This is a genomic window from Cryptosporangium sp. NPDC048952 (genome assembly GCF_043197895.1).
Classification (GTDB): domain Bacteria; phylum Actinomycetota; class Actinomycetes; order Mycobacteriales; family Cryptosporangiaceae; genus Cryptosporangium.
This window is the reverse complement of sequence record NZ_JBICTY010000002.1, coordinates 158,361-179,805: the sequence shown is the minus strand read 5'-3', so window position 1 is coordinate 179,805 and position 21,445 is coordinate 158,361. Positions and strand designations below refer to the sequence as shown.

The window sequence follows — 21,445 nt, the reverse complement described above, 5'->3', positions numbered from 1 at the left end:
TTATTGCTTCCACCCCACCGCGCCGTAGTTGCCGCACCATGCCGAGTTGCCGTCGGCGTCGTCGGGCCAGTCCGGGCGCCACTCCACGACCCAGGTGACCCCCGGATCCACCAGGTCCCAGCCGGTGAGCAGTCCGTCGATCTGCTGGCGGGTGCGGAACGTCGTCGGATTGGCGCTGTTCTGGTAGATCGCGGTGATGCGCTCCATCTCCTCGGGACGTTCGTCGAGCGTCACGTGGGCCAGGGCGATGGCGCTCCCGGCGGGCAGCGCGTCGCGGAAGGTGGCCACCATGTTGGCCGGGTCCTCCGACTCCGCGACGAAGTGCAGCACGGCCACCATGAGCAGGCCGATCGGCTGGTCGAAGTCGAGCAGCCCCTGGGTGACCGGTGACTCGAGCACCTTCTCGGGCTGCCGGGCGTCCGCGTGCACGATGGCGGCGCGACTGACGTCACTCAGAATCGCTTCGCTGTAGGCGACGGCGACCGGGTCGATGTCGACGTAGACGACAGTCGACTCCGGCGCCACCTCGTGGACGTTGCCGGCGGTGGGGATGCCCGAGCCCAGGTCGATGAACTGCCGAACACCCTGGTCGACGAGGAAGCGCACGCTGCGGTGCAGGAAGGCGCGGTTGGCCTGGGCCATCAGCGGCGCGTCGGGCAGCAACTCCAGCACCTTGCCGGCCGCCTGGCGGTCGGACGCGAAGTTGTGCGATCCCCCGAGGTAGTAGTCGTACATCCGGGCCGCTGACGGCTGGTTGGTGTCGATGTTCTGCGCAGCCCAGTCCGGATCGTTCACGGCGCTACCCCCTCGGTTCGGCGTGCCGCGATCGTATGTCCACAAGGGTCGATCGACGCAAGGGGTTGTCAGGCGTGTGGGCCGATCGTTACTTCGCCGAGGGCCAAAGAGGGGGCACCTTCGAGGATCGCGCCGACCCGCTCGACCTCCTGTTCGAGCTCGTCGCGCCGGATCGGTCCCAGCGGCTCGACGGTGATCGCGAGCCGGCGCCCGGAGCGACGCACGTGCCACACCCCGGCGACGACGCCGTCCACGAGCACCACCGGATAATTCCCGGCCTGGGTGCGAGCGAGCGCCCGCTCCCACGCCCTCCCCGGAAACACCCGGTCCCGCGGATGACACCCCACCTGATAGGCGTCGAAATACGGCAGTAGCTTGACGCTCTTGTCCGTGACGGGTGCCGTGTCGCCGGCGAGGACCCACCCCGGGGTGCCCTCGACGTCGACCTTTTCCAGGTCGAGGGCCTCGAACAACGCTGCCGCCCACGGCTTCGGCGCGGCGAGCCACTGCGCGAAGTGTTCCGGCAGCGCCGGTCCGTACGCCGTGAGATACCAGCGCAGCAGCTGTTCGGTGGCTTTCTGCGAGTCCGCCGGTTCCACGTGCGGGTTCGTGTACGTGACCTTCCGCCCCCGGACGGGCCCGAACGCCAGCACGCCCCGGTGACCGGCCAGGTGCAGAACCTGCCGCCACCGCGGCCACATGCCGCCGAACGCCGGCATCGTCAGTTCCCCCGCCCACGGTCCGGTGCGGGCCACGACTTCGTCGCTCAGCTCGTCGATCGTCAGCTCCGCGCCGTCGAGCGCTTCGCCTATTGCACCGATGACGTCACGAGTCTGGCCGTCGTCGAGGCGGACGCCGTCCGCGAACCGGTTCGGGCTCGGCACCGCGGAGAGCGCGCTCGTCCAGATCGGGAGGTCGTCGGCGGGGAGCAGGTGCACGGTGCCGCGAGGGCCGAACGTCTTGACGAGCGTGCGTTCGCGCCAGAGCGCTTCGCGGACGTCTGTCCTGGTGACGCCGGTGGTTCGGAGGCCGAGGGAGAGCTCGGCCGCTGACATCACCTGAGCGTGCGCGCCACACATCGCGCGCGCGATCGCGGGGAGCCCGGCCGGGCCGACCGGGGTGCGCGGCGCGGGCGGGGTCGTGAGGTGGTGGCGGGTGAGGCGGCGGGCGTGGACCTCGTTCCACTTCATGGTGGTGACGCTAGTGGGGATTCCGGTCGGCTTCCGGCCGCAATACAACCTGGCCGCACGGTGATGGGGCGGTGCGCGGCCCACTCGGCCTCGACCTGCGCGGGCAACGCAGCCGCCAGCGGTTCGCGCGCGCCGAAGCCGCAGCTGAGCAGCAGCGTCGGCAGTCGCCGTCCCCAACCACCCGCCGATCCGAGCTCGCTCCGAGATCTCCGGCCACCCCGAACCGTTCGGTTGTACGGACCGGGTCAGCATCGACCGAGCGGTGGAGGACCCACGCCAGGGGGCGACCGCGCCTCCTACCCCTTGTTACCGTGCTGCGAATTGATCACGGTGACGGGGGTTTGCGCGTGATGCGCGGTTTCTTAGTAGCGGTGTTAGCCGCGGTCGTAGGGCTCGGCACAGCATTGGCCGTAGTGCGATGGTCAGCACCCACCGCGGACGTGACGGCCGAGCCGTCACCCGCGGCTCAAGCCGCCCAGGCCACACCAGTACGCGGCCTGGACGTCTCCAACTGGCAGGGCGACGTCAACTGGACGGGCGTCGCCGCCCAGAAACCGAAGTTCGCCTACATCAAGGCCACCCTCGGAACCGACTTCCGGAGCCCGAACTTCTCGCAGCAGTACAAGGGCGCCACCGCGATCGGCCTCATCCGCGGCTCGTACCACTTCGCGCTCCCGCTGCGCAGCAACGGCACCCGCCAGGCCGACTTCTTCGTCGACCACGGCGGCGGCTGGTCCCGCGACGGACGGACCCTCCCCGGCGCCCTCGACATCGAGCACAACCCGTACCCCGACCGCGCCGGCCGCCCGGAGTACAAGAAGAACGAGTGCTACGGCTTCACCCAGACCGCGATGCGCGGCTGGATCCGCGCGTTCCTCACCCGCTACCACCAGCGCACCGGCCGCTACGCCGTCATCTACACCACCACGAGCTGGTGGAAGGCCTGCACCGGAAACACCCGCGAGTTCGCGGCAAAGCATCCGCTCTGGATCGCCCGCTACCGGAGCACCGTCGGACCGCTCCCCGCCGGCTGGTCGAAGCACACGTTCTGGCAGCACTCGTCCACCGGCCCGTTCCCCGGCGACTCGAACGTCTTCAACGGCACCCCGGCCCAGCTGAAGGCACTCGCACTCGGCTAACCCCAGGGCACCCGCAGGTCCAGGAGGTGACCCGAGAGCGTCTTGCCGTGCGGGTCGATCCGCGGTGACCTGGTGACACCGCCGTCCAGCCCTCCGCGCACGACGACCGTCAGCGCGCGGAGGCCGGCGATCGGGATCACCGACACCGCGTCCGGTGGTACCCCGAAGTGCCGCGCGACGCGGTCCGCCGTCACCGCCTCGCGCAGCGCCCCGAAGTCCGAGGCGACGTACGGCCGGAGCATGAGGATCGACATGTCGCCCTTGTCCCCGGCCCGGGCGTGCGCCACGTCCCAGAGGAGCACGTTCACGCGAACACCTCGACCGACGTCTGCACGAGCTCGCGTGGCACCAGCGTCGACACCAACCCCACCGTCTCGCCGATCACACACCGCACTCCGCCCCCTCCGGCCGGCCCGTTGGTGTACAGCGCCTCCATCTCTTCGCCGAGCAGCGCCGCGCTCTCCCGCGACCACGTCCGCGCCGAGGCACGCAGCACGACCTCCGGTGGCTCGACGTCGACGGCCGCCACCCAGGGCCGCGCCGACGAGACGCCGACCAGGTCGAACGTGAGCTCGTCGGCCGACCGACCGTGGACGGCGACCCACCGCTCGGCGACCACGCGGGCGGCCAGTTCGGCGCGGGCCCGGCAGCCCGTCCCGGCGTAGACGATGCGGGCCGACGCGATCCACCCGTCGTCGATGCCGACGCTCACCTTGAGCAGATCCGGGCGGTCGCCGAGCACGGCTCCGTACGCCGCGACCTCGTCCGCGCCGTGGTCGTCGACGATCACCGCGGACAGGTCGATGGCGCCGTCCGGTGTCACGTACCGGGTCGGGTCGTCGATCTCGTACAGCAGTTGCTCGACGACGGTGGCCGAGTCCAGGCGGCCGCCGGTTCCGGCGAGCTTGCGGTAGACCGCGCGCCCCGTGGCGTCCACATCGGCGAACGGGAACCCGAGCCGTGCGAGGTCAGGGACGTGTTTGCGCGGACCGTCCGCGAAGTACCCGCCGGTGAGTTGCCCAGCGCACTCCAGCAGGTGTCCGGTGAGCAGCCCGTCGGCGATTCGCGGGTCCTTGGCGTCCAGGTCCCAGTCGAAGTGGACGGCGAGCGGTGCGAGGAAGAGCGCTGCGTCGGCGGTGCGGCCGGTGACGACGACCTGCGCGCCGTCGCGGAGCGCCGTGATCACTCCGGCGGAGCCCGTGTAGGCGTTCGCGGAGACGATCCGGTCGCGGTAGTCGGCCAGGGTCCGGTCGGTGCCGAGGACCCGACACTCGTCGAGTACGAGGCGGTCGAGAATGTCGTCGCCGGTGACAGCCGCGACGGGCAACTGCTTCATGCCCAATTCGGACGCCAGTCCACGGACCGCGTGCGCGGCTGCGGTCGGATTCGCCGCGCCGGCGTTGGTGATGACGACGCCTCCCCCCGCGACGGTCGGTTCCAGCGTGCCGCGCAGGCGGCGGAGCAGGCGGCCGTCGTAGCCTTCGGACTCGCCGCGGCGCAGGCTCTGCTGGGCCAGCGCGATCGTCCGCTCGGCCAGGCACTCGAAGACGAGCGCGTCGAGGTCGGCCCGACGGGCCAGGTCCTCGGCGGGATCGAAGCGGTCGCCCGCGAACCCCGCCCCGACGCCGATGCGGAACGTGCCCGGCCCGCGGGGTGGTAACGCGGTGCTCATGGGCGGTCCACGCCTTCCCATGTCGAGAGGATTCCGGAGGACAGGTCCGACACCGTGGTCAGCTCGTCCGCTTCGACGAGCAACCCGCGTACCTGGACCGGCCCGGTCACGGCAGGCCAGCCCGGGTCGCCGTCCCGCACGAACGCGCCGAGATACGACCGAAACCGCCGGCCGAGGCTTCCCGCTCGGGCCTCCCCCGCCCCGGCGGCCGCCGAGGCGCGCTCGGCGTCGGTGCCGAAGAGCAAGGGGGCCTCGGCGTTGTGGCCGGCGTAGTCTCCGAGGCTCGGGGACGGACCGAACGCGCACGCCCACGTGGAGTCGTCCGGGCGGGCGGCGGCTAGCCGCATGGCAGGAAGCCGGTAGATGTAGTCGGTCAGGAGCGCCTCACGGGCGTTGTCGGCGGAACGCCCCGCCTCGTAGTGCCCAGCGATGGACAGAGCCCGGACCGCCGGCACACCCCACGAAGCCACCTCCGGCACGAGCGAACCGGTCGCGAACGCACCCGGGCCCCGCAACCCGGCCACCTCGCGCGTCGTCGTCCCGATCAGCATCGGGACGTCGTGCGCGGCACGGGCGGCGTCCATCGGATGCTCCGTGACCGTCACCCCGTCCAGCACGACCCCGAACGCCCGCGGCGCAGGCCCGTTCCGAGCCCCGATGTCCTCCGCCGGGACCACCCGCTGCGCCCGCAGCACCGCCTCCACCGCCGCGTCCGGATCAGCCCCGAGCGCCGAGAGGAACGCATCACCCAGCGCGGCGGCATGCGTGGCGGGCAATACTCGCGACGCCCCGCCCGAGAACATCGCCAGCCGGTGGAACAGCCCACTCGCAGCCGGCGCCGCCGGAAGGGCGGCCGCCAGGAACGCTCCGGCGCTCTGGCCACCGACCGTCACCCGGTCCGGGTCACCGCCGAACCGCGCGATGTGTTCCCGCACCCAGGCCAGCGCCGCGATCACGTCCTGCAGCCCGAGGTTCGACGCTTCCGCGAACCGTCCGCCGTGGTGCGCGAGCTGCGCGAACCCCAGCGCGCCGACCCGGTAGTTCGGCGTCACGACGACGAGGTTCTGCTCACGCACGAGCAGTCCTAGGTCCTGGGTCCGCGCGGCGCCGTTCTCGAACCCGCCGCCGTAGAGCCACAGGAGCACCGGCCGCGGACCGTCCGCGTCGGGTGTCGACACCGAGAGGTACAGGCAGTCTTCCGACGTGGGAAACGCGGATTGCCAGGGGCTGGCCACCTGCGCGGGTCCCGGGGCCGCCTCCCCCACCACCGTCGCCGCCGCGGCCGACGGCGCCGCGTCCGCCGCACCCTGCGTCGTCGCGGCCGCCACGGGGCGAGGCGCGCGCCAGCGCAGGTCTCCGATCGGGGGCGACGCGAAGGGGACCCCGTGCCACGTCCTCATCGCGGCCCCGCTTCGACCTGCGGAATCGCAGCCAACAGCCGCTTGGTGTAGTCCGTCGACGGGGAGCGGTAGATCTCCGACGGCGTTCCTTCCTCGAGAAGGTCCCCGCGGTACATCACGCCCACGCGGTCACTCACGAACTCCACCACCGACAGGTCGTGCGAAATGAACAGGCACGCCAACCCCAGGTTCTCCTGCAGGTCCTTGAATACGTTGAGCACCTGCGCCTGCACCGACACGTCCAGCGCCGACACCGGCTCGTCCGCGATCAGCAGCTTCGGTTCGAGCGCGAGCGCGCGGGCGATCATGATGCGCTGACGCTGCCCGCCCGAGAACTCCACCGGCTTCTTCCCGGCCGCCGTCGCCGGCAGCCCGACCTGGTCGAGCAGGGTCCGCAGGCGGGTGTTCCGCTGCGTCGCGTTGTACAGGCCGTGGATCTGCCAAGGTTCGTACACCAGCTCGCGGACGCTCATCCGCGGGTTGAGCGCGGTGAACGGGTCCTGGAAGACCATTTGGACGTCACGGCGAAGCGATTTCAGCGCCGCGCCTCGGAGTTCCGCGATGTCCTGGCCGTCGAGTCGGATCGTGCCGGCGCTGGGTTTCTCGAGCCGCGCGATCAGCCGCGCCACCGTCGACTTGCCGCTGCCCGATTCGCCCACCAGCCCGTACGTCTGCCCGGCGTCGATCGTGAACGAGACGTCCCGGACCGCGACCAGGTCCCGCCGGGCCCAGACCGGCCCGAGCCGGAACACCTTCCGTAGCCCGGTGACCTCCATCAACGCGCTCACGCGCCGCCCTCCCTCAGCATCGTGCGCCCCGCATCACGCCCGCGCCGCGCGGTCATGTGGTCAACTCGCAGCGCACCCGGTGGCCTGTGGCTATCTCGCGCATCTCGGTCGCCGTGCGCTCCTCCGGCGAAACGGCGCGTTCGTCACGGAGGTTCGGGGCGGCCTCGGCCACGGTCGGCAGCCGCCGTCGGGTATCACCGAGCCGCGGGATCGCCGCGAGCAGTGCCTTCGTGTACTCGTGCCCGGGACCGCTGAGCACGACCTGCGTCGGGCCGGTCTCGACCAGTTGTCCGGCATACATCACCGCGACCCGCTCACACACCTCGCTCACCACCGCGAGGTCGTGGGTGATCAGGAGCAATGCCAGCCCGAGCCGGTGCTGCAGCGACGCGATCAGCTCCATCACCTGTTTCTGCAGCGTGACGTCGAGCGCGGTCGTGGGCTCGTCGGCGATCAGCAGGCTCGGGCCGCAGGAGATCGCCATCGCGATCATGACCCGCTGCCGCATACCGCCCGACAGCTGCCCGATGCGCAGTGTGGCGACCTCCGGCGCGAGCCCCACCAACTCGAGCAGCTCTGCGGTTCGGGCCCGCTTGGCCGTGCGTGAGTAGTCGAAGTGCGCGTCGAGGGCCTCGGCGATCTGCTGACCCACGGTGAGGATCGGGTGCAGTGCGGACGCCGGCTCCTGGAAGATGAACCCGATCTGACGCCCGGCGAGCTCGCGCCGCCTCTCGGGAACAGCCCCGATGAGCTCCACGCCGTCGAGCGTTGCCGAGCCGCTCGGCACCAGCCCCGGGGGCAGCAGCCCGGCGATCGCTGAGGCCGTCACGGTCTTGCCGGACCCGGACTCCCCGACGAGCGCGAGCGACTCACCCGGTGAAAGGTCCAGATCGACGTCCCGCACCGCGTCGGACGAAGCCCCGATGCGGACTGACAGCCCGCGTACCGACAGCAGGCTCATGTCGTCGCCTTCCCGTATTTCACGCGCGGGTCCACGAGCGCGTAGAGCAGGTCCACCAGCAGATTGACGACGATGATGAAGAGTCCGACGAACAGCACGACGCCCTGGATGACGTCGTAGTCGCGACGTCCGACGGCGTCGAACAGCAGTCGGCCGAGGCCGGGGATCGCGAAGATGTTCTCCACGACGACAGTGCCGGACAGGATCGTGGCCAGCAGCAAGCCCATGATCGTGAGGATCTCCACCGACGCGACCCGCATCACGTAGCGCGTCCGGATCCGCCTCGGTCGCACCCCGAGCGAGGTCGCCGTCCGCACGAACGGCTCGTTCACGACGTCGAGAATGCTGGTACTGACCATCCGGCTCACCAGGCCGAGCTGCGCCAGCGCGAGCGTGAGCGCGGGCAGCACGATCGACTGCAGATGAGGCCCGGCGCCGTCCGACCAGGGCCGGTAACCGCTGACCGGGAACACCCGCAGCTGCACCGCGAACAGTACGACGAGCAGCAGGCCGAACCAGAACTGCGGGATCGAGATACTGATCATCCCCAGCACCGACGCGATCCGCCCGCTCAGGTGCCGGCGCCGGAACGCGGCGAGCGCGCCGACGCCCACCCCGAGAATCGTCGAGAAGATCAGTGACAACAGCCCGATCTCCAGGGTGACCGCGCCGTACGACGGCACCAGGTCGCGCACCGGCTGGTGCAGGAACAGGCTGTCGCCGAGGTTCAGCGTGACGAGATCCTTCAGGAAGACACCGAACTGCGTGATCAGCGGCGCGTCCAAGCCGAGCTCGTGACGCAAGGCGGCGACCTGCTCCGGCGTGGCCTGATCCCCGAGGATCTGCGCCGCCGGGTCACCGGGTGCGAGCCGGATCAGGAGGAACACCGCGATGACCGGCACCAAAGCTGTCGGCAGCAGCGCGACCAGGCGCTTTCCGATATAGGAGAACACATCAGCTCCTCTCGCCGTGCGGGTCGAGGACGTCGCGCACCGCATCGATGACGACGTTCGCGCAGAGCACGGTCGCGAGCAGGGCCAGCCCGGGGAACAGCCACATCCACCACGCCGACTGCAGGTAGTTGCGGGACTCGGCCAGGCTCGCGCCCCAGCTCGGGACGTCCGGCGGGAGCCCCGCGCCGATGAAGCTGAGCGCGGACTCGATCAGCACCGCGGTCGTGAACACCACCGCGGCCTGCACCAGCACCGGCGTGACGCAGTGCGCGAGGACGTACCGGGTCATGATCCGCCACCGGCCGGCTCCTACCATCCGGGCGGCGTCGATCATCGGCAGCCGCGACACCACGAGGGCGCGGCCGCGCACGATCCGGGCCACCGACGGCACCAGCACGATCGTCAGGGCCGTGATCACGGTGCCGAGCCCGGCGCCGAGGATCGCCACCATCGACAGCGCGAGCACGATGACCGGGAACGACATGATCCCGTCGACGATGCGCATGACGACGAGGTCGACGGGGTGGAACAACGCGGCCGCCACCCCGATCAGCGCTCCGATCGCGACGCTCGACGCGCTCACCGAGGCTCCGACGAGCAGCGACGCCTGACCGCCGTAGAGCACGCGCACCGCGACGTCACGCCCGAGGTTGTCGGTACCGAACGGGTGGCCGGGGCTCGGGGGCTGCAGGCGCGCCAGGGCGTCGAACGCGTTCGGATCACCGGCCACCAGCGGACCGATCGCCGCCACGAGCACGATCACCACGAACAGACCCGCCGCGACCGCGGCGCCACGGCGGCGCAGTACCCGGCGCAGGACACCGGCCGGCCGCTGCGCGGGCAGCAACCGGCCGACCTCGGACGATGTCGTCACGCCTCGTCGATCCAGACGTTGTAGTAGCCGGAGAGCATGCCGTCGGCGTTCTCGAAGTGCGTCCGCGGGGACGCGCCGACCAGCGGGCGGACCGTGCCGAACTTCAAGAACGGCACGTCGCTGTAGACCAGCGCCTGGATCTGCTTCCAGATCTCGACGCGCTTGGCGCTGTCGGGCTCGGTGGCCAGCTGCCCGAGCAGGGCGTTCTTCTGCGGGTTGGTCCAGTTGCCGGGGAAACCGTCCTGCAGGTACGGCAGCAGCAGCGGGTCGGCGTAGGTCGGGAACCCGGACGAGAACAGGTCGAACTGCTTCGGGTCGGTGCGGCGCTCGAACACCGTGGCCTGGTCGACAACCTGCAGCTCGATGTTGAAACCGGCGGTCTTGAGTAGCTGCGCGGCCGGCTCCACGGGGCCGTACCAGATCGAATCGGCCTTGGTCGTCAGCCAGACGATCTTCTCGCCCTTGTACCCGGCCTTCGCGAGCAGGGCCTTCACCTTCGCCGGATCAGGCTTGTTGTAGCTTTCTGTCCCCTCGGTCGCGTACCAAACCCCCGCGGTCTTCGGCATGACGCTGCCGTCGAGCAGGTAGAACTGCTTGTCGCCGAAGCCCGCACCCATCACCTGAGCCATGTCGAGCGCGGCCTGGAACGCCTGCCGCATCTCCAGCTTCGCCATCGGCCCGGCTGCCTTGTTGAAGACAACGGTGGACGCCTGCGACGGGCTGAGCAGCGCGGCCGCCTTCGCCGACTCGAGCGTGGGGTACGTGTCGAGCGGCAGGGCCAGCGTGGCGTCGGCCTGGCCGGTCTGCACCGCCTGCACCTGCGCGGAGCTTTCCGGGATCGGCGTGAACACGATCTTGTCGGCGTAGGCGACCTTCTTGCCGGTCGCGCCGTCACCGGGGTCGGTGCGGGCCGCATAGCCGTCGTAGCGCTTCAGCGTCACTTGGCGGTCGGGTTGGTAGGACTCGAGTTGGTACGGCCCGGTGCAGATCAGGTCGTTGGCAGGCTCGGTGATCGGCCGGTTCTTCTGCACCGACGCGGGCATGATGTATGCGGTGGTCAGCAGCGTCGGCACGATCGCGCTGGGCGCCTTGAGGGTGAGCGTCACCTCGAGGTCACCGGTGGCCTGGACCGAAGCCAGGTTGTCGGCGAGGAACGAGCCGTTGCCGGGCGTTTTCTCGAAGCGTTCGATGTTCGCGACCGCGTCCGCCGCGGTGAACGCCTGTCCGTTGTGGAACTTCACGCCACTGCGGAGCTTGATGACGTAGGTCAGCTTCTTGTCGTAGGTGAAGCTCTCGGCCAGTACCGGCTTCACCTCGTTCGACGTGCTGACGTCGAACAGCGGCTCACAGACGTTGCGGGCCGGCGCCCAGTTCAGCTGGAGCGTCGAGGCATAGGGGTCGAGCACGGGCGGGATCGCGCTCAGCGCCACCGTGAGCGTGCCGCCGCTCTTCGGGGTGCCACCGCGCTCGGACGCGCCGGTCGGCGCGGCTGCGGGATCACTGCTCCCGCCGCCGCTGCACGCGGTCAGCGCGGTGACCAGAGCAAGCCCTGCGGCCGATCTACGAATCAGGTGATTGCCGGACAAACGCACGAAATAACCGTACGTCCGGGGGGATTCCGGGGGAGTCATCGTCCACATCCCATCGGTGTGTACTCACTTTGAACAACTGTCCTCGGTGAGGACAGTGAGTACAGTAGGGGGGTGCTGCCTTGCGTCGTCAAGAGGCGCGGGCAAAATGAACCGACTCCCCCGACCGAGGGGGTGCAGTCACAGCGGGAGGCGCCGTGTCATCGCCCGAGGAGATGGCCGAGGCACTGCGCCGCGCCATCCGGGAGAAAGTCATCCCACCGGGCAGCCAACTCGTGCAGGAGGACCTGGCCCGGCGGTTCGAGGTCAGCCGCAACCCCGTGCGGGAGGCGCTGCGCATCCTGGCCAGCGAAGGCCTGATCGAGATGACCACCGGTGGGCGCGCCTCGGTGCGGCAGCTGACGCTCGAGGACCTCCGCGAGCTCTACGACATGCGCATCGCGCTGGAGCCGCTCCTCGCGCAGGCGCTGGTCGACGAGGCACGCGGCAAGGACATCGCGGCACTGCGGGCCCTGGCCGAGGCGATCGCCGCCGCGCCCGACACGGCCACGTGGCTACGCTTGAACTACGACTTCCACCTGCGGCTCTACGGGGTGGCGGGGCGTCCGCACCTGGAGCGTGTCTGCGGGAACCTGCTGGCGCTCACGCAGCCGTACTCGCAGGAGAACATCGAGGTGCACGGCGGCCGGGGCCCGGCCAACGACGAACACCTGGAAATGGTCGGCGCTCTGCAGTCCGGGGACGCCGAGGCGTTGGCCGCGCTGTTCCGCAAACACCTCTCGACCGCGCGCGACCACCTGACGGCCGCGCGGGTCGCCGCCAGCGCGGCCGCCTCCCCGGCCGACCTCACCGCTCGCCTGGCTCAGCCGGCGCGGTAGAGGGTGAAGTCGTCGAAGGAGACTTCGAGGACGTCGTCGCCCGCGTCGGGGATGCGGACGAGGATGCCCGCCTGGACGCGTGGGTTCTCCGGCAGTGGGCTGGGGTCGCGCACGTCCGCGACCTGTGTGCCGTTGACCCACAGCGTGAGGCGGTCCGCGCGGCAGGTCGCCTCGAGACGCACGGGGTCGTCCCCGAGCTCGGTCGTCCGTCCGGTGGACGGCAGCAGCTCCGTCGGGGTTCCGTTCTGTTGGCCGACGATACGCGCGGCGCCGTCGCGGGCGAGGTAGAAGAAGTAGCCGGTGCCGGTGTCTTCGTCGCCGCGGCAGCTCAGGCCTGCCTCGCCGGTGCCGCGTGACCGGCTCTCCACGTGGGCGGTGACGCCGAAGGCGATGTCGCGGAGGGCGGTGTCGGCGCCGTCCTTCGGCGGGAACTGCCACCCGCGCGAGCGCCACGACAAACACTCCGATCCACAACCCCCGTCTTCGCCGCCGCACCGGCACGACGGCAGAAACGGGTGCGGGCGGCACCGGCGCAGGCGCCTGGCCAGCCGCCGTCGGCACGGCGTACCCACCGGACACCGGCATCGGGCTCACCGGAGGACCATCCGGCATCCGCCGGGTGGCGGACGGCGGACCGCCACCCAGCGGCACCGCGCTCGACGGCGTGACGCGCGACGGGGCGGGGAAGGGCGCGGTGGGTTGCTCGGGAGCGAACTCGGGGCGGGGGGTCAGTCTGGTTTCGGCGATGGCTCGGGCGTCCAGCGTGTCAGTGGACGGCTCGTGGCCGAGCAGGCGCAGCAGCACCTCGCTCGCCGCCGGTCCGCCGCAGCACCGCCGGCACCGAGTCGTTCCCGAACAGGTGCCGACCGGTCGCGGCATAGGCAACCGTCGCCGCCCAGCTGAACACGTCGCTCGCCGGACCGACGGTCTCCCCACCGAACCGTCGCCGCGCCGACGTGTCCGCGACGAGCTCCGGCTTGGAGCACCTTCACGGCGACGCGCAGGCCCTGCGACCCCTCCCCGAGGTACACCGCGCCCTGCCCGCCCTCCCCGAGCCGGCCGACGATCCGGTAGGTCCCGAGTCTCTCCGGGTCGCCGCACGTGATGGTGAAGCCACGGATCGCCCCGGAGCAGCGTGAAGGCCCCCTGTTTAGCACGCGACGACCGGGCAGCGCACCGGGCTCAGATCGGCTCATACTGGTCCGATAGGGACCAGAGGAGGTGGGAGATGATGCGCCTGGTCGTCGCGCTCGCCTTCCTGCTGCTGGTGCCGTCCTCCGCGGCGGCGTCCCCGCCGCTGCCGGGTGTGCCGCCGTGGGTCGGTGCGGAGCCGGTCGTGCAGGCCCGCGAGCTCTACGTCGGCGCCGGCGGGAGCCTCTTCGTCGGGCAGATCCGCTGGACGAGCCTCACGCCCGAGAGAGGCACCGCCGTCGGTGTCGTCCACGTCAACGAATGCACTCCGACCTGCGCCGCCGGCACCCTGCGCCAGTTCCCCGCGGCCCTCGAATTCGACGACGTCACCGACTCGTCCTTCACCTGCCTGCGCCTGACCTACGCCGGCCGCACCACTGTCGTCCCGCTCGGTTCCCGGCGCTGCTGACCGCGTCGCCGATCGGGGCCGCGACGCGCGCGGCCGAACTGCTACCCGGGAAAACCCTACGGGCGTGGCGCGTACCGGCCATTCTCGCCGGAACGATTCGTGTCCATTCGAACGGCGAGAACGGCGAGGTACAGCTCGACCAATGCTCGGGTACTGGTGAGGCGCCGACCGGTGAGCGCCTCGATGCGGTGGGCGCGCTTGAGGACGGTGTTGCGGTGGCAGTACAGCTTGCGCGCCGCACCGGCGAACGACCCGTCGGCGTCCACCAACGCCTCCAGCGTGGACAGATAGACCTCGCGCTCCGCAGCGCGCACGGTGAGCAACCCGCCGAGCGTGTTCCGCACGAGCACGTCGGCGACGTCGGGCACCCCGGCGACGAGCGTGTGCGGCAGCCGGTCGGTGACCCGCGCGATGCCCTGAAAGGTGCCGGGCAGCGTACGCAGTGTCAGCGCGGCGAGCCGGTGTGCGGTGGCCACCTCGTCGAAACTGTCGATCAACGGCGACACCGTCACGGCACCGGGCAGGCACGACGCCAACGTTTCGGTGGCGCGCGGCAGATCGTCGGATGAGAGCAGTGACAGCAGCCCGACGTCACGCGCGCCCTGCGTGACCCAGGCGGACGTGAAGCCGGCGGCCCGCAGGGCCGTTTCCGGATGACCGGAGCCGACGGTCGAGACGACGACGACCCGCGGACCGCGGACGGGGATGGCGAGCACCTCACCGGCCTCGTCGCCGGCCGACGCGGACGCCGGTGGGCGGTCGAGCAGCGCGGAGAGCACGAGTTCGCGGCGCCGGCGCGTGGTGCGCTGCACCCGGCTCTGCTCCTCGCGGTAGGCCTTGGTCACCAGCGTCGACACGCGGTCGAGCGCGTCCCAGACGACGACGGCCTCGTCGAGCAGCCGGCGCACGCAGTCGTCGCCGGCGTGGGTGGCCTCCTCGACCAGGCCCTGCCAGATCACCCGGGCGCAGAGCCGGAAGCTGTGTAACAGCCACTCCACCGGGAGGCTCTCCTGTGCGCGCCGCCGCCCGGTTTCCTGCAGGGAGATCCGCTCGCCTTCACCGGCGAGTTCCCCCAGCATCTGTTCGACGCTGATCGCGCAGTCGGTGGCCGCCTCGGGGTAGTCGGGCAGTACGGCACGGACGTGCTCGGACACGTCCGCGGTGAGCGCCCGCAGCCGACGCGTGCGCAGCCGGTCCGCGAGCGCGGACACGCTCGGACCGACCGGCTCCGCTGCCATAACGGCGGAGGGTAACGGGGTCTGAGCACCGGCAACAGCAGACGGAATCACTGAGCGAAACGACGAGTGTGCACTCTGCACACCAAGTGCGTGACCAAACAGTGCTGTTGACACCGATTGAGGCCCATTCGACCTGGTCGTAGCCCCTCCGCACACACACTCTCGACTGTGACGCTGACGGTCGACGACCTGCATGTCTCCTACGGCGGCGCGGTCCGGGCCCTGCGCGGAATTTCCCTCACCGTGCCCGACGGCGGCATCGTCGCCGTGCTCGGCAGTAACGGCGCCGGGAAGAGCACGCTGCTGCGGGCGATCTCCGGCACGTTGCGGCGCCTGGGCGGTCGGGTCGACCAGGGCTCGATCACGTTCGACGATCAACCGCTGGGCAGGGACCCCGCGAACATCGTGCGCCGCGGGATCGCACACGTCCCCGAAGGGCGCCGGATCTTCGGACGCCTCACCGTCGACGAGAACCTCCGCGCCGGAGGGTTGGGCAACCGGGACCGGGCGGCGAAGGCCACCGCGCGCGAGCGCATCAACGATCTGTTCCCCGTCCTCGCCGAACGACGCACGCAACGCGGCGCGCTGCTCTCCGGCGGCGAACAGCAGATGCTCGCGATCGGACGCGCGCTGATGGCGGCTCCGAAACTGCTGCTTCTCGACGAACCGTCACTGGGCCTGGCGCCGAAGATCATCGGCCAGATCGGCGAGATCGTCACCGAGATCAACCGGCAGGGCACGGCGGTGCTGCTGATCGAGCAGAACGCGACGATGGCGCTGCGCGTGGCGTCGGAAGCGCATGTCTTGGACGTAGGGAAAGTGTCGCTCTCCGGTGCGGCAGACGACCTGGCCGGCAACGACGACGTACGCCGGCTGTACCTCGGACATGCCTCCGAACGGCCGACGGTCGGCGAGCCCAAGACGTTGTCGCGGTGGTCGGAGTGAACGACCCGGTGGAGATCGACGCGATCAGTGTCCGGTTCGGCGCTGTCACAGCGCTCTCGGACGTGTCGTTCACGGTGGAGCCCGGCACGATCCACGCGGTGATCGGCCCGAACGGCGCGGGCAAGTCGACGCTGTTCAACGTCCTGTCCGGGGTGTACCGGGCGACGTCCGGGCAGGTGCGGTTCGGCGACGCCCGGCTGGACCGGATGCGCCCGTTCCAGATCGCCGGGGTCGGGGTGGCCCGCACGTTCCAGAACATTGCGCTCTCGTCGCGGCAGTCGGTCGCGGACAACCTGATGCTCGGACGGCACCACCTGACGAAGACCGGTTTCGTCACCGGCGGGCTGGGGTTGCCGTCGGCTCGGCGCGAGAAGGTCCGGCACGCAGGCCGGGTGGCCGAGATCGCCGACTTCCTCGACCTGGGCGACAAGCTCGACACCCCGGTCGGCGTGCTCCCCTACGGCGACCAGAAACGTGTCGAGGCGGCCCGCGCTCTCTGCGCCGAACCGCGTCTGCTGCTGCTCGACGAACCGGTCGCCGGCATGAACGCCGACGAGACGCGGCGGATGGCCGAGGCGATCGCGCAGATCCGCAGCGGCCTCGACATCACGATCGTCCTCGTCGAACACGACATGGGCATGGTCATGTCGCTGGCCGACCGGGTCACCGTGCTCGACTTCGGCCGCCGCATCGCCGACGGAACCCCGGCGGAAGTGCAGTCCGATCCCGACGTGATCAAGGCGTATTTGGGGGCGGCATGACCCAGTTCCTCTCACTGCTGCTCAACGGCATCTCGCTGGGCGCGATGTACGCGTTGATCGCGCTGGGCTTCGTGATCATCTTCAAGGCCAGCGGCGTCGTGAACTTCGCACACGGGTCGTTCCTGCTGCTCGGGGCGTACACGATCGTGCGGCTCTCGGATCCGCTGGGGTTCTGGGCGGGAGCGGTCGTCGGCATCGCGCTCACCGCGCTGGTCGCCCTGCTCATCGAACGGATCGTCCTGACCCGCCTGCAGGGCACGACCGACATCGCCCTGGCCGTGGTCACGATCGGCGTCGACATCATCCTGCTCACCGACCTGACCCGGCGGATCGGCTCGGACATCCTCAACGTGCCGCACCCCTGGGGCGGCGACGTCGTGCGGCTCGGTGACGTCGGCATCAGTACGAACCGGGCGCTGGCGATCCTGGTCGCGGCCGTGCTGATCGGCGGGTTCTTCGCCGCGTTCAAGTACTCCAACTGGGGTGTGGCGATGCGGGCGGTCGCCGAGGACGGCGACGCGGCTGCGCTGATGGGCATCCGGCAGGGCCGGGTGTCCGCGATCGCCTGGCTGGTCGCCGGGGCGCTCGCCGCGGTTGCCGCGCTGTTTCTGGTCGGAGCGCCGACGCCCGGCGTGAGCCCGGCGGTGTACACGGTGGCGCTCGGTGCGTTCCCGGCCGCGATCCTCGGTGGCCTCGACTCGACCGGCGGTGCGCTGGTCGGTGGGTTGCTGATCGGCGTCGCCGAGGCGCTTGCCGCCGGGTACCAGGACCAGCTGCTGTTCCTCGGGCGCGGGTTCGGGCCGGTGGTGCCGTACCTGGTGATGATCGTCGTACTGCTGGTGCGGCCGTCGGGCTTGTTCGGCACCCGGGAGCTGACCCGTGTCTAGAACCCTGCGCTGGATCGTCCCGTCCCTGGTCCTGATCGTCGCGCCGTTCTACGTCGAGGAGTTCTGGCTGCGCACCGGCTTTGCGATCTGCGGGGCGGTCGTGGGCGCGATCGGGTTGAACCTGCTGCTGGGTACCGCCGGGCAGCTGTCGCTGGCGCACTCGTTCTTCCTCGCGGTGGGGGCGATCAGTTACACGTTCTTCTCCGGTTCCGGCTCCGACGAGGTGTCGGGACTCGGTTGGCCTCCGCTGCTCGGGGCGCTGGTGGGCGTGCTGCTCGCGGGGGTCGCGGGGCTCGCGTTCAGTCCGATCGCCGCGCGTCTGCGGGGCATCTACCTGGGCGTGGCGTCGCTGGCGTTGGTGTTCGTCGGCCAGCACGTACTGAACAGCTGGACGTCGGTGACCGGTGGTTTCAACGGACGCTCGGTGCCGGACTTCTCGCTGTTCGGGTTCTCGTTCGCCGACACGCCGCGGCTGGTTCTGCTCGGGGTGCCGTTCCGCGAGTCGGAACGCCTCTGGTACCTGGGGCTGGTGATCGTCCTGGGGGCATTCCTCTTCGCCCGCAACCTCGTGCGCAGCCGTCCGGGTCTCGCGCTGCAAGCCGTGCGCGACAGCGAGCTCGCCGCGTCGGTGATGGGCGTGAACGTCCAGCGGTACAAGGCCGGCGCGTTCCTGGTGAGCTCCGCCTACGGCGGGCTGGCCGGCGTGATGTACGCGCTGTCGATCGGCAGCATCGCGCCGGAGTCGTTCGGCCTGTTCGTCTCCATCCAGTACCTCGCGATGGTCGTGCTCGGCGGGCTCGGCTCACTGGGTGGTGCGGTCGCCGGTGCGGTGTTCGTGACTGCCCTTCCGCTCGTCCTTCAACGCTATTCCGACGCTCTGCCGCTGGTCAGTGGGGCCGGCGGTGACGGACTGGCCGCCGGTGAGGCCGCCCGGTACCTCTACGGGCTCGCGATCGTTCTCGTCGTCCTGTTCCAGCCCGCGGGTCTCGCGGGGTTCGCCCATTTGGTCCGGAGACGCAAGCCGCAAAGGGGAACCATCAATGAAGATGCTGACCAGAGTGGCCGCGGCCACCGTCGCCCTCGCGCTGTTGGCCGCGGGGTGCAGCAGTAAGGCCGAGTCCGGCTCCGACGGCGGGTCCGGCGACGTCACGACCGACGTCGGCGTGGAGGGCGACACGATCACGCTCGGCGTGCTCACCGACCTGACCGGTGTGTTCGCCGCTCTCGGCAAGGACATCACCAACGGCAACAACCTCTACTGGAAGGCCGCGAAGGTCTGCGACAAGTACGGCGTCAAGCTCGACGTACAGGACACCGGGTACGTGCCGCAGCAGGGCGTCCAGCTCTACAGCTCGATCAAGTCCGACATCCTCGCGATGCAGCAGACGATCGGCTCGCCGATCAACGCGGCGCTGGCCAAGGACTACGAGGCCGACAAGATCGTCAACTTCCCGTCGGCGTGGGGCGAGAAGCTCACCGACATCCCCGGCACCGGCGTGCTCGGCCCGACCTACGACGTCGAGATGTCCAACGCCTACGACTACGCGTTCGAAAAGGGCCTGCTCAAGGAAGGCGACACGGTCGGGCACATCTACTTCGAGGGCGAGTACGGCGAGACCGGCCTGGAGGGCACGCAGTACGTCGCGAAGCAGAAGAAGCTCAAGGTCGTCGAGGTGCAGATCAAAGCCACCGACCAGGACATGAGCGCGCAGGTCACCCAGCTCAAGGCCCGCGGTGTCAACGCGATCGTGCTGACGGTCGCGCCGGCGCAGACCTCGTCGGTGGCCGCGGCCGCGCAGGCGCAGGGCCTGGACGTGCCGATCCTCGGTAGCAACCCGGTGTTCGCGCCGGGCCTCCTGCAGGGTCCGACGGCCGCGTGGCTCAAGTCGCACCTGTACGTCGCCGCTCCGGTGTCGACGTTCGAGCGCCACGCCGACCTGCTCAAGCAGTACACGACGGCGTTCCCGGACGCGAAGAACCCCAGCGGCGGCGTGATCCTCGGCTACGGCATGGCCGAGATCATGAAGCAGGTGCTCGACACCGCCTGCAAAGACGGTGACCTGACGCGGGCCGGGGTGCTCACGGCGTTCCAGGGGCTCCGCAACGTGAACACCGGTGGGCTGATCGTGCCGATCGAGTCGTTCACGCTGCACCGCTCGCCCAGCCTGCAGAGTTACGTCTACCAGCCGGCGGACGTACCCGGCGGCGCGAAAGTGGTGCAGGACGCGTTCGAAGGTGAGTTCGCGCCGGATCTCGCGGAGAGCTGACCTTGCGGATGACTGAATTCCGAGGTCCGATGATGTTGTGGACGAATTGTCCTGGAAGGTCGAGCAGCGGGACGACGTGACGGTGATCCGCCTCCGTGGTCATCTCGGGCTGCCCGACGTTCCGGTCGTGCGTGGGCTGCTCCTCAAGTGCCTGGCGGAATGTCCCGCCGGGGTCGTCGTCGACCTCGCGGAACTGACCGTCACCCGGCCGGTCGTGCTCACGGTGTTCCCGGCGGTGCTCCGCCGGGCAGCACCGTGGCCGGCCGTGCCGGTGGTGCTCACGGGGCTCGTGCACAGCTCGGTGGTGCCGATCTATCCCAGCGTGGACGAGGCGATCGCGGCGGTGGAGCGTGGCACGCCTGCCGGGCGGGTGCGAATGTGCCTGCGTCCTACCGTGGCGGCGGCGTCCGACGCGCGGCGGTTCACCCGGGACGCGTGTGCGGCGTGGGAGCTCGACGGTGTGGTCGACGAGGCTGCCGTGATCGTGACGGAGCTGGTCGACAACGCTGCCCGGCACGCGCGGACGGAGCTGGCGGTCACGCTCGCCTATCGCGGGGTGTACCTGAACATCGCGGTGTACGACGGTTCGCCGGAGCCGGCGTGCCACCGGTCTCCAGGCAAGGGCCTGCGCCTGGTGGACGCGTTCGCGACCGCGTGGGGCACGCTGCCGACCGCGAGCGGCAAGACCACCTGGGCCACGGTGCGCGTACCCTGAGCGGAGTGTCTGGATAGGAGCGGCCATGCGCGCTGCCGCTGGTGACGATGGCGGAGGCGACGTGACGGCGGCTTCTCCCTCCCCGGCCTCCGGCGGCCGGGACCCGGTGCCGGGGCGGTTGTTGGCTTCGGGGCGGTGGAGTGACATTTACGCGCTCGATGAGCGTCGGGTGTTGCGGCGCTGCCGGGACATGGCGGGGCGGCCGTCGTGGGAGCCGGATGTGATGCGGTTGGCGCGGGAGGGCGGGGTGCCCGTGCCGGAGGTGCTGGACGTCGACGGCGCCGACATGGTGCTCGAACGCATCGACGGGCCGACGATGCTCGCCGACCTGGCCCGCCGGCCGTGGCGGGCGTCCGAGCACGCGCGCACGCTCGTGGACCTGCACGAACGCGTGCACGCCGTGCGAGCCCCGGACTCGCTGCGGGTCATCGGCCCGGCCGGTGACCGCCTGCTGCACCTCGACCTGCACCCGGCGAACGTCATCCTCTCCGCCGCCGGGCCGGTGCTCGTCGACTGGCAGGGCGCCGCCCGGGGCGTGGCCCCCACGGACCTGGCGCAGACCTACGTCCTGATCGTGACCTCGACGTTCCCCGGCGGGGCGTGGCAACGCACGGTGGGCCGCGCCGGCCAACGCGGGTTCGCGCTCCTCTTCCGCGGCGCCGCCGACACAGCTGCCCTCGACGAGGCGCTTCCCTCCGCCGCAAACCGCCGCCTCTCCGACCCCTCGGTCCAGCCCGAAGAAATCCCCCGAATCACCCGCCTGATCCCCTGACCCCGCCACCGGCCCCAGACG

At 70.4% G+C, this 21,445-nt stretch carries 22 protein-coding genes; 10 read left to right on the top strand and 12 right to left on the bottom strand.

The window, feature by feature from the left end:
• Positions 1–795, bottom strand: a complete 795-nt coding sequence (locus tag ACGFY5_RS08990; RefSeq protein WP_392719028.1) for an SAM-dependent methyltransferase — start codon at positions 793–795, stop codon at positions 1–3.
• Positions 796–863: 68 nt separating this feature from the next.
• Positions 864–1,985 carry a winged helix DNA-binding domain-containing protein gene (locus ACGFY5_RS08985; protein WP_392719027.1) on the bottom strand — a complete coding sequence of 374 codons (1,122 nt, stop codon included), beginning with the start codon at positions 1,983–1,985 and terminating at the stop codon, positions 864–866.
• A 413-nt stretch (positions 1,986–2,398) separates the two neighbouring features.
• Between ACGFY5_RS08985 and ACGFY5_RS08980 the strand changes: the two genes are divergently transcribed.
• Entirely contained in the window at positions 2,399–3,124 is a 726-nt protein-coding gene (locus ACGFY5_RS08980; RefSeq protein WP_392719026.1) for a lysozyme, read from the top strand.
• On the opposite strand, the gene ACGFY5_RS08975 is transcribed toward ACGFY5_RS08980, so the two are convergent.
• The 8 genes from ACGFY5_RS08975 to ACGFY5_RS08940 are packed head-to-tail and all read right to left on the bottom strand — an operon-like array spanning position 3,121 to position 11,364.
• On the bottom strand, positions 3,121–3,432 hold the full coding sequence (locus ACGFY5_RS08975; RefSeq protein ID WP_392719025.1) for a hypothetical protein: 312 nt from the start codon (positions 3,430–3,432) through the stop codon (positions 3,121–3,123). The two genes, ACGFY5_RS08980 and ACGFY5_RS08975, sit on opposite strands and share 4 nt — an antisense overlap.
• Positions 3,429–4,796, bottom strand: a complete 1,368-nt coding sequence (locus ACGFY5_RS08970; protein ID WP_392719024.1) for an acyclic terpene utilization AtuA family protein — start codon at positions 4,794–4,796, stop codon at positions 3,429–3,431. The genes ACGFY5_RS08975 and ACGFY5_RS08970 overlap by 4 nt, the downstream gene beginning before the upstream one ends.
• A complete protein-coding gene (locus ACGFY5_RS08965) occupies positions 4,793–6,196 on the bottom strand; it encodes a carboxylesterase family protein (protein WP_392719022.1) in 1,404 nt (467 codons plus the stop codon). Before ACGFY5_RS08965 ends, ACGFY5_RS08970 begins: the two co-directional genes overlap by 4 nt.
• Positions 6,193–6,984, bottom strand: a complete 792-nt coding sequence (locus ACGFY5_RS08960; RefSeq protein WP_392719021.1) for an ATP-binding cassette domain-containing protein — start codon at positions 6,982–6,984, stop codon at positions 6,193–6,195. Before ACGFY5_RS08960 ends, ACGFY5_RS08965 begins: the two co-directional genes overlap by 4 nt.
• A 52-nt stretch (positions 6,985–7,036) precedes the next feature.
• Positions 7,037–7,945, bottom strand: a complete 909-nt coding sequence (locus tag ACGFY5_RS08955) for an ABC transporter ATP-binding protein (protein WP_392719020.1) — start codon at positions 7,943–7,945, stop codon at positions 7,037–7,039.
• The gene (locus ACGFY5_RS08950; protein ID WP_392719019.1) at positions 7,942–8,898 is read right to left on the bottom strand and encodes an ABC transporter permease; all 957 of its coding nucleotides are present in this window, start codon (positions 8,896–8,898) and stop codon (positions 7,942–7,944) included. The genes ACGFY5_RS08955 and ACGFY5_RS08950 overlap by 4 nt, the downstream gene beginning before the upstream one ends.
• A gap of 1 nt (position 8,899) precedes the next feature.
• Complete coding sequence (locus tag ACGFY5_RS08945) at positions 8,900–9,772, bottom strand: ABC transporter permease (RefSeq protein WP_392719018.1); 873 nt, start codon at positions 9,770–9,772, stop codon at positions 8,900–8,902.
• Positions 9,769–11,364, bottom strand: coding sequence for an ABC transporter substrate-binding protein (locus ACGFY5_RS08940; protein ID WP_392719017.1), 1,596 nt, complete (start codon positions 11,362–11,364; stop codon positions 9,769–9,771). The genes ACGFY5_RS08945 and ACGFY5_RS08940 overlap by 4 nt, the downstream gene beginning before the upstream one ends.
• A gap of 194 nt (positions 11,365–11,558) precedes the next feature.
• Between ACGFY5_RS08940 and ACGFY5_RS08935 the strand changes: the two genes are divergently transcribed.
• Complete coding sequence (locus tag ACGFY5_RS08935; protein ID WP_392719016.1) at positions 11,559–12,239, top strand: GntR family transcriptional regulator; 681 nt, start codon at positions 11,559–11,561, stop codon at positions 12,237–12,239.
• Here the strand turns inward: ACGFY5_RS08935 and ACGFY5_RS08930 are convergent.
• Entirely contained in the window at positions 12,224–12,697 is a 474-nt protein-coding gene (locus tag ACGFY5_RS08930) for a hypothetical protein (RefSeq protein ID WP_392719015.1), read from the bottom strand. The two genes, ACGFY5_RS08935 and ACGFY5_RS08930, sit on opposite strands and share 16 nt — an antisense overlap.
• Positions 12,698–13,467: 770 nt before the next feature.
• On the opposite strand from ACGFY5_RS08930, the gene ACGFY5_RS08925 reads away from it, so the two are divergent.
• Positions 13,468–13,839 (top strand): hypothetical protein, encoded by a 372-nt coding sequence (locus ACGFY5_RS08925; protein WP_392719014.1) that lies wholly within the window; start codon positions 13,468–13,470, stop codon positions 13,837–13,839.
• Positions 13,840–13,895: 56 nt separating this feature from the next.
• Here the strand turns inward: ACGFY5_RS08925 and ACGFY5_RS08920 are convergent, their stop codons facing one another.
• Entirely contained in the window at positions 13,896–15,077 is a 1,182-nt protein-coding gene (locus ACGFY5_RS08920) for a PucR family transcriptional regulator (protein ID WP_392719012.1), read from the bottom strand.
• Between the two features lie 168 nt (positions 15,078–15,245).
• Between ACGFY5_RS08920 and ACGFY5_RS08915 the strand changes: the two genes are divergently transcribed.
• From ACGFY5_RS08915 to ACGFY5_RS08885, 7 genes are read left to right on the top strand one after another with little or no spacing between them, the layout of a single operon-like run.
• Positions 15,246–16,022 carry an ABC transporter ATP-binding protein gene (locus ACGFY5_RS08915; RefSeq protein WP_392719011.1) on the top strand — a complete coding sequence of 259 codons (777 nt, stop codon included), beginning with the start codon at positions 15,246–15,248 and terminating at the stop codon, positions 16,020–16,022.
• On the top strand, positions 16,019–16,783 hold the full coding sequence (locus ACGFY5_RS08910; RefSeq protein ID WP_392719010.1) for an ABC transporter ATP-binding protein: 765 nt from the start codon (positions 16,019–16,021) through the stop codon (positions 16,781–16,783). The genes ACGFY5_RS08915 and ACGFY5_RS08910 overlap by 4 nt, the downstream gene beginning before the upstream one ends.
• On the top strand, positions 16,780–17,670 hold the full coding sequence (locus ACGFY5_RS08905; protein WP_392719009.1) for a branched-chain amino acid ABC transporter permease: 891 nt from the start codon (positions 16,780–16,782) through the stop codon (positions 17,668–17,670). The genes ACGFY5_RS08910 and ACGFY5_RS08905 overlap by 4 nt, the downstream gene beginning before the upstream one ends.
• Positions 17,663–18,781 (top strand): branched-chain amino acid ABC transporter permease, encoded by a 1,119-nt coding sequence (locus ACGFY5_RS08900; protein ID WP_392719008.1) that lies wholly within the window; start codon positions 17,663–17,665, stop codon positions 18,779–18,781. Before ACGFY5_RS08905 ends, ACGFY5_RS08900 begins: the two co-directional genes overlap by 8 nt.
• Complete coding sequence (locus tag ACGFY5_RS08895) at positions 18,717–19,937, top strand: ABC transporter substrate-binding protein (RefSeq protein ID WP_392719007.1); 1,221 nt, start codon at positions 18,717–18,719, stop codon at positions 19,935–19,937. The genes ACGFY5_RS08900 and ACGFY5_RS08895 overlap by 65 nt, the downstream gene beginning before the upstream one ends.
• Before the next feature lie 37 nt (positions 19,938–19,974).
• The gene (locus ACGFY5_RS08890) at positions 19,975–20,652 is read left to right on the top strand and encodes an ATPase (RefSeq protein WP_392719006.1); all 678 of its coding nucleotides are present in this window, start codon (positions 19,975–19,977) and stop codon (positions 20,650–20,652) included.
• Between the two features lie 25 nt (positions 20,653–20,677).
• A complete protein-coding gene (locus ACGFY5_RS08885; RefSeq protein ID WP_392719005.1) occupies positions 20,678–21,424 on the top strand; it encodes a phosphotransferase in 747 nt (248 codons plus the stop codon).
• The last annotated feature ends 21 nt before the right edge of the window (positions 21,425–21,445 follow it).

Coding starts and splice junctions, on each gene's coding strand:
- ACGFY5_RS08895 (WP_392719007.1), top strand. CDS start 18,717: ATGCTGACCAGAGTGGCCGCGGCCACCGTCGCCCTCGCGCTGTTGGCC.
- ACGFY5_RS08985 (WP_392719027.1), bottom strand. CDS start 1,985: ATGAAGTGGAACGAGGTCCACGCCCGCCGCCTCACCCGCCACCACCTC.
- ACGFY5_RS08970 (WP_392719024.1), bottom strand. CDS start 4,796: ATGAGCACCGCGTTACCACCCCGCGGGCCGGGCACGTTCCGCATCGGC.
- ACGFY5_RS08885 (WP_392719005.1), top strand. CDS start 20,678: ATGCGCGCTGCCGCTGGTGACGATGGCGGAGGCGACGTGACGGCGGCT.
- ACGFY5_RS08965 (WP_392719022.1), bottom strand. CDS start 6,196: ATGAGGACGTGGCACGGGGTCCCCTTCGCGTCGCCCCCGATCGGAGAC.
- ACGFY5_RS08955 (WP_392719020.1), bottom strand. CDS start 7,945: ATGAGCCTGCTGTCGGTACGCGGGCTGTCAGTCCGCATCGGGGCTTCG.
- ACGFY5_RS08905 (WP_392719009.1), top strand. CDS start 16,780: ATGACCCAGTTCCTCTCACTGCTGCTCAACGGCATCTCGCTGGGCGCG.
- ACGFY5_RS08920 (WP_392719012.1), bottom strand. CDS start 15,077: ATGGCAGCGGAGCCGGTCGGTCCGAGCGTGTCCGCGCTCGCGGACCGG.
- ACGFY5_RS08925 (WP_392719014.1), top strand. CDS start 13,468: ATGATGCGCCTGGTCGTCGCGCTCGCCTTCCTGCTGCTGGTGCCGTCC.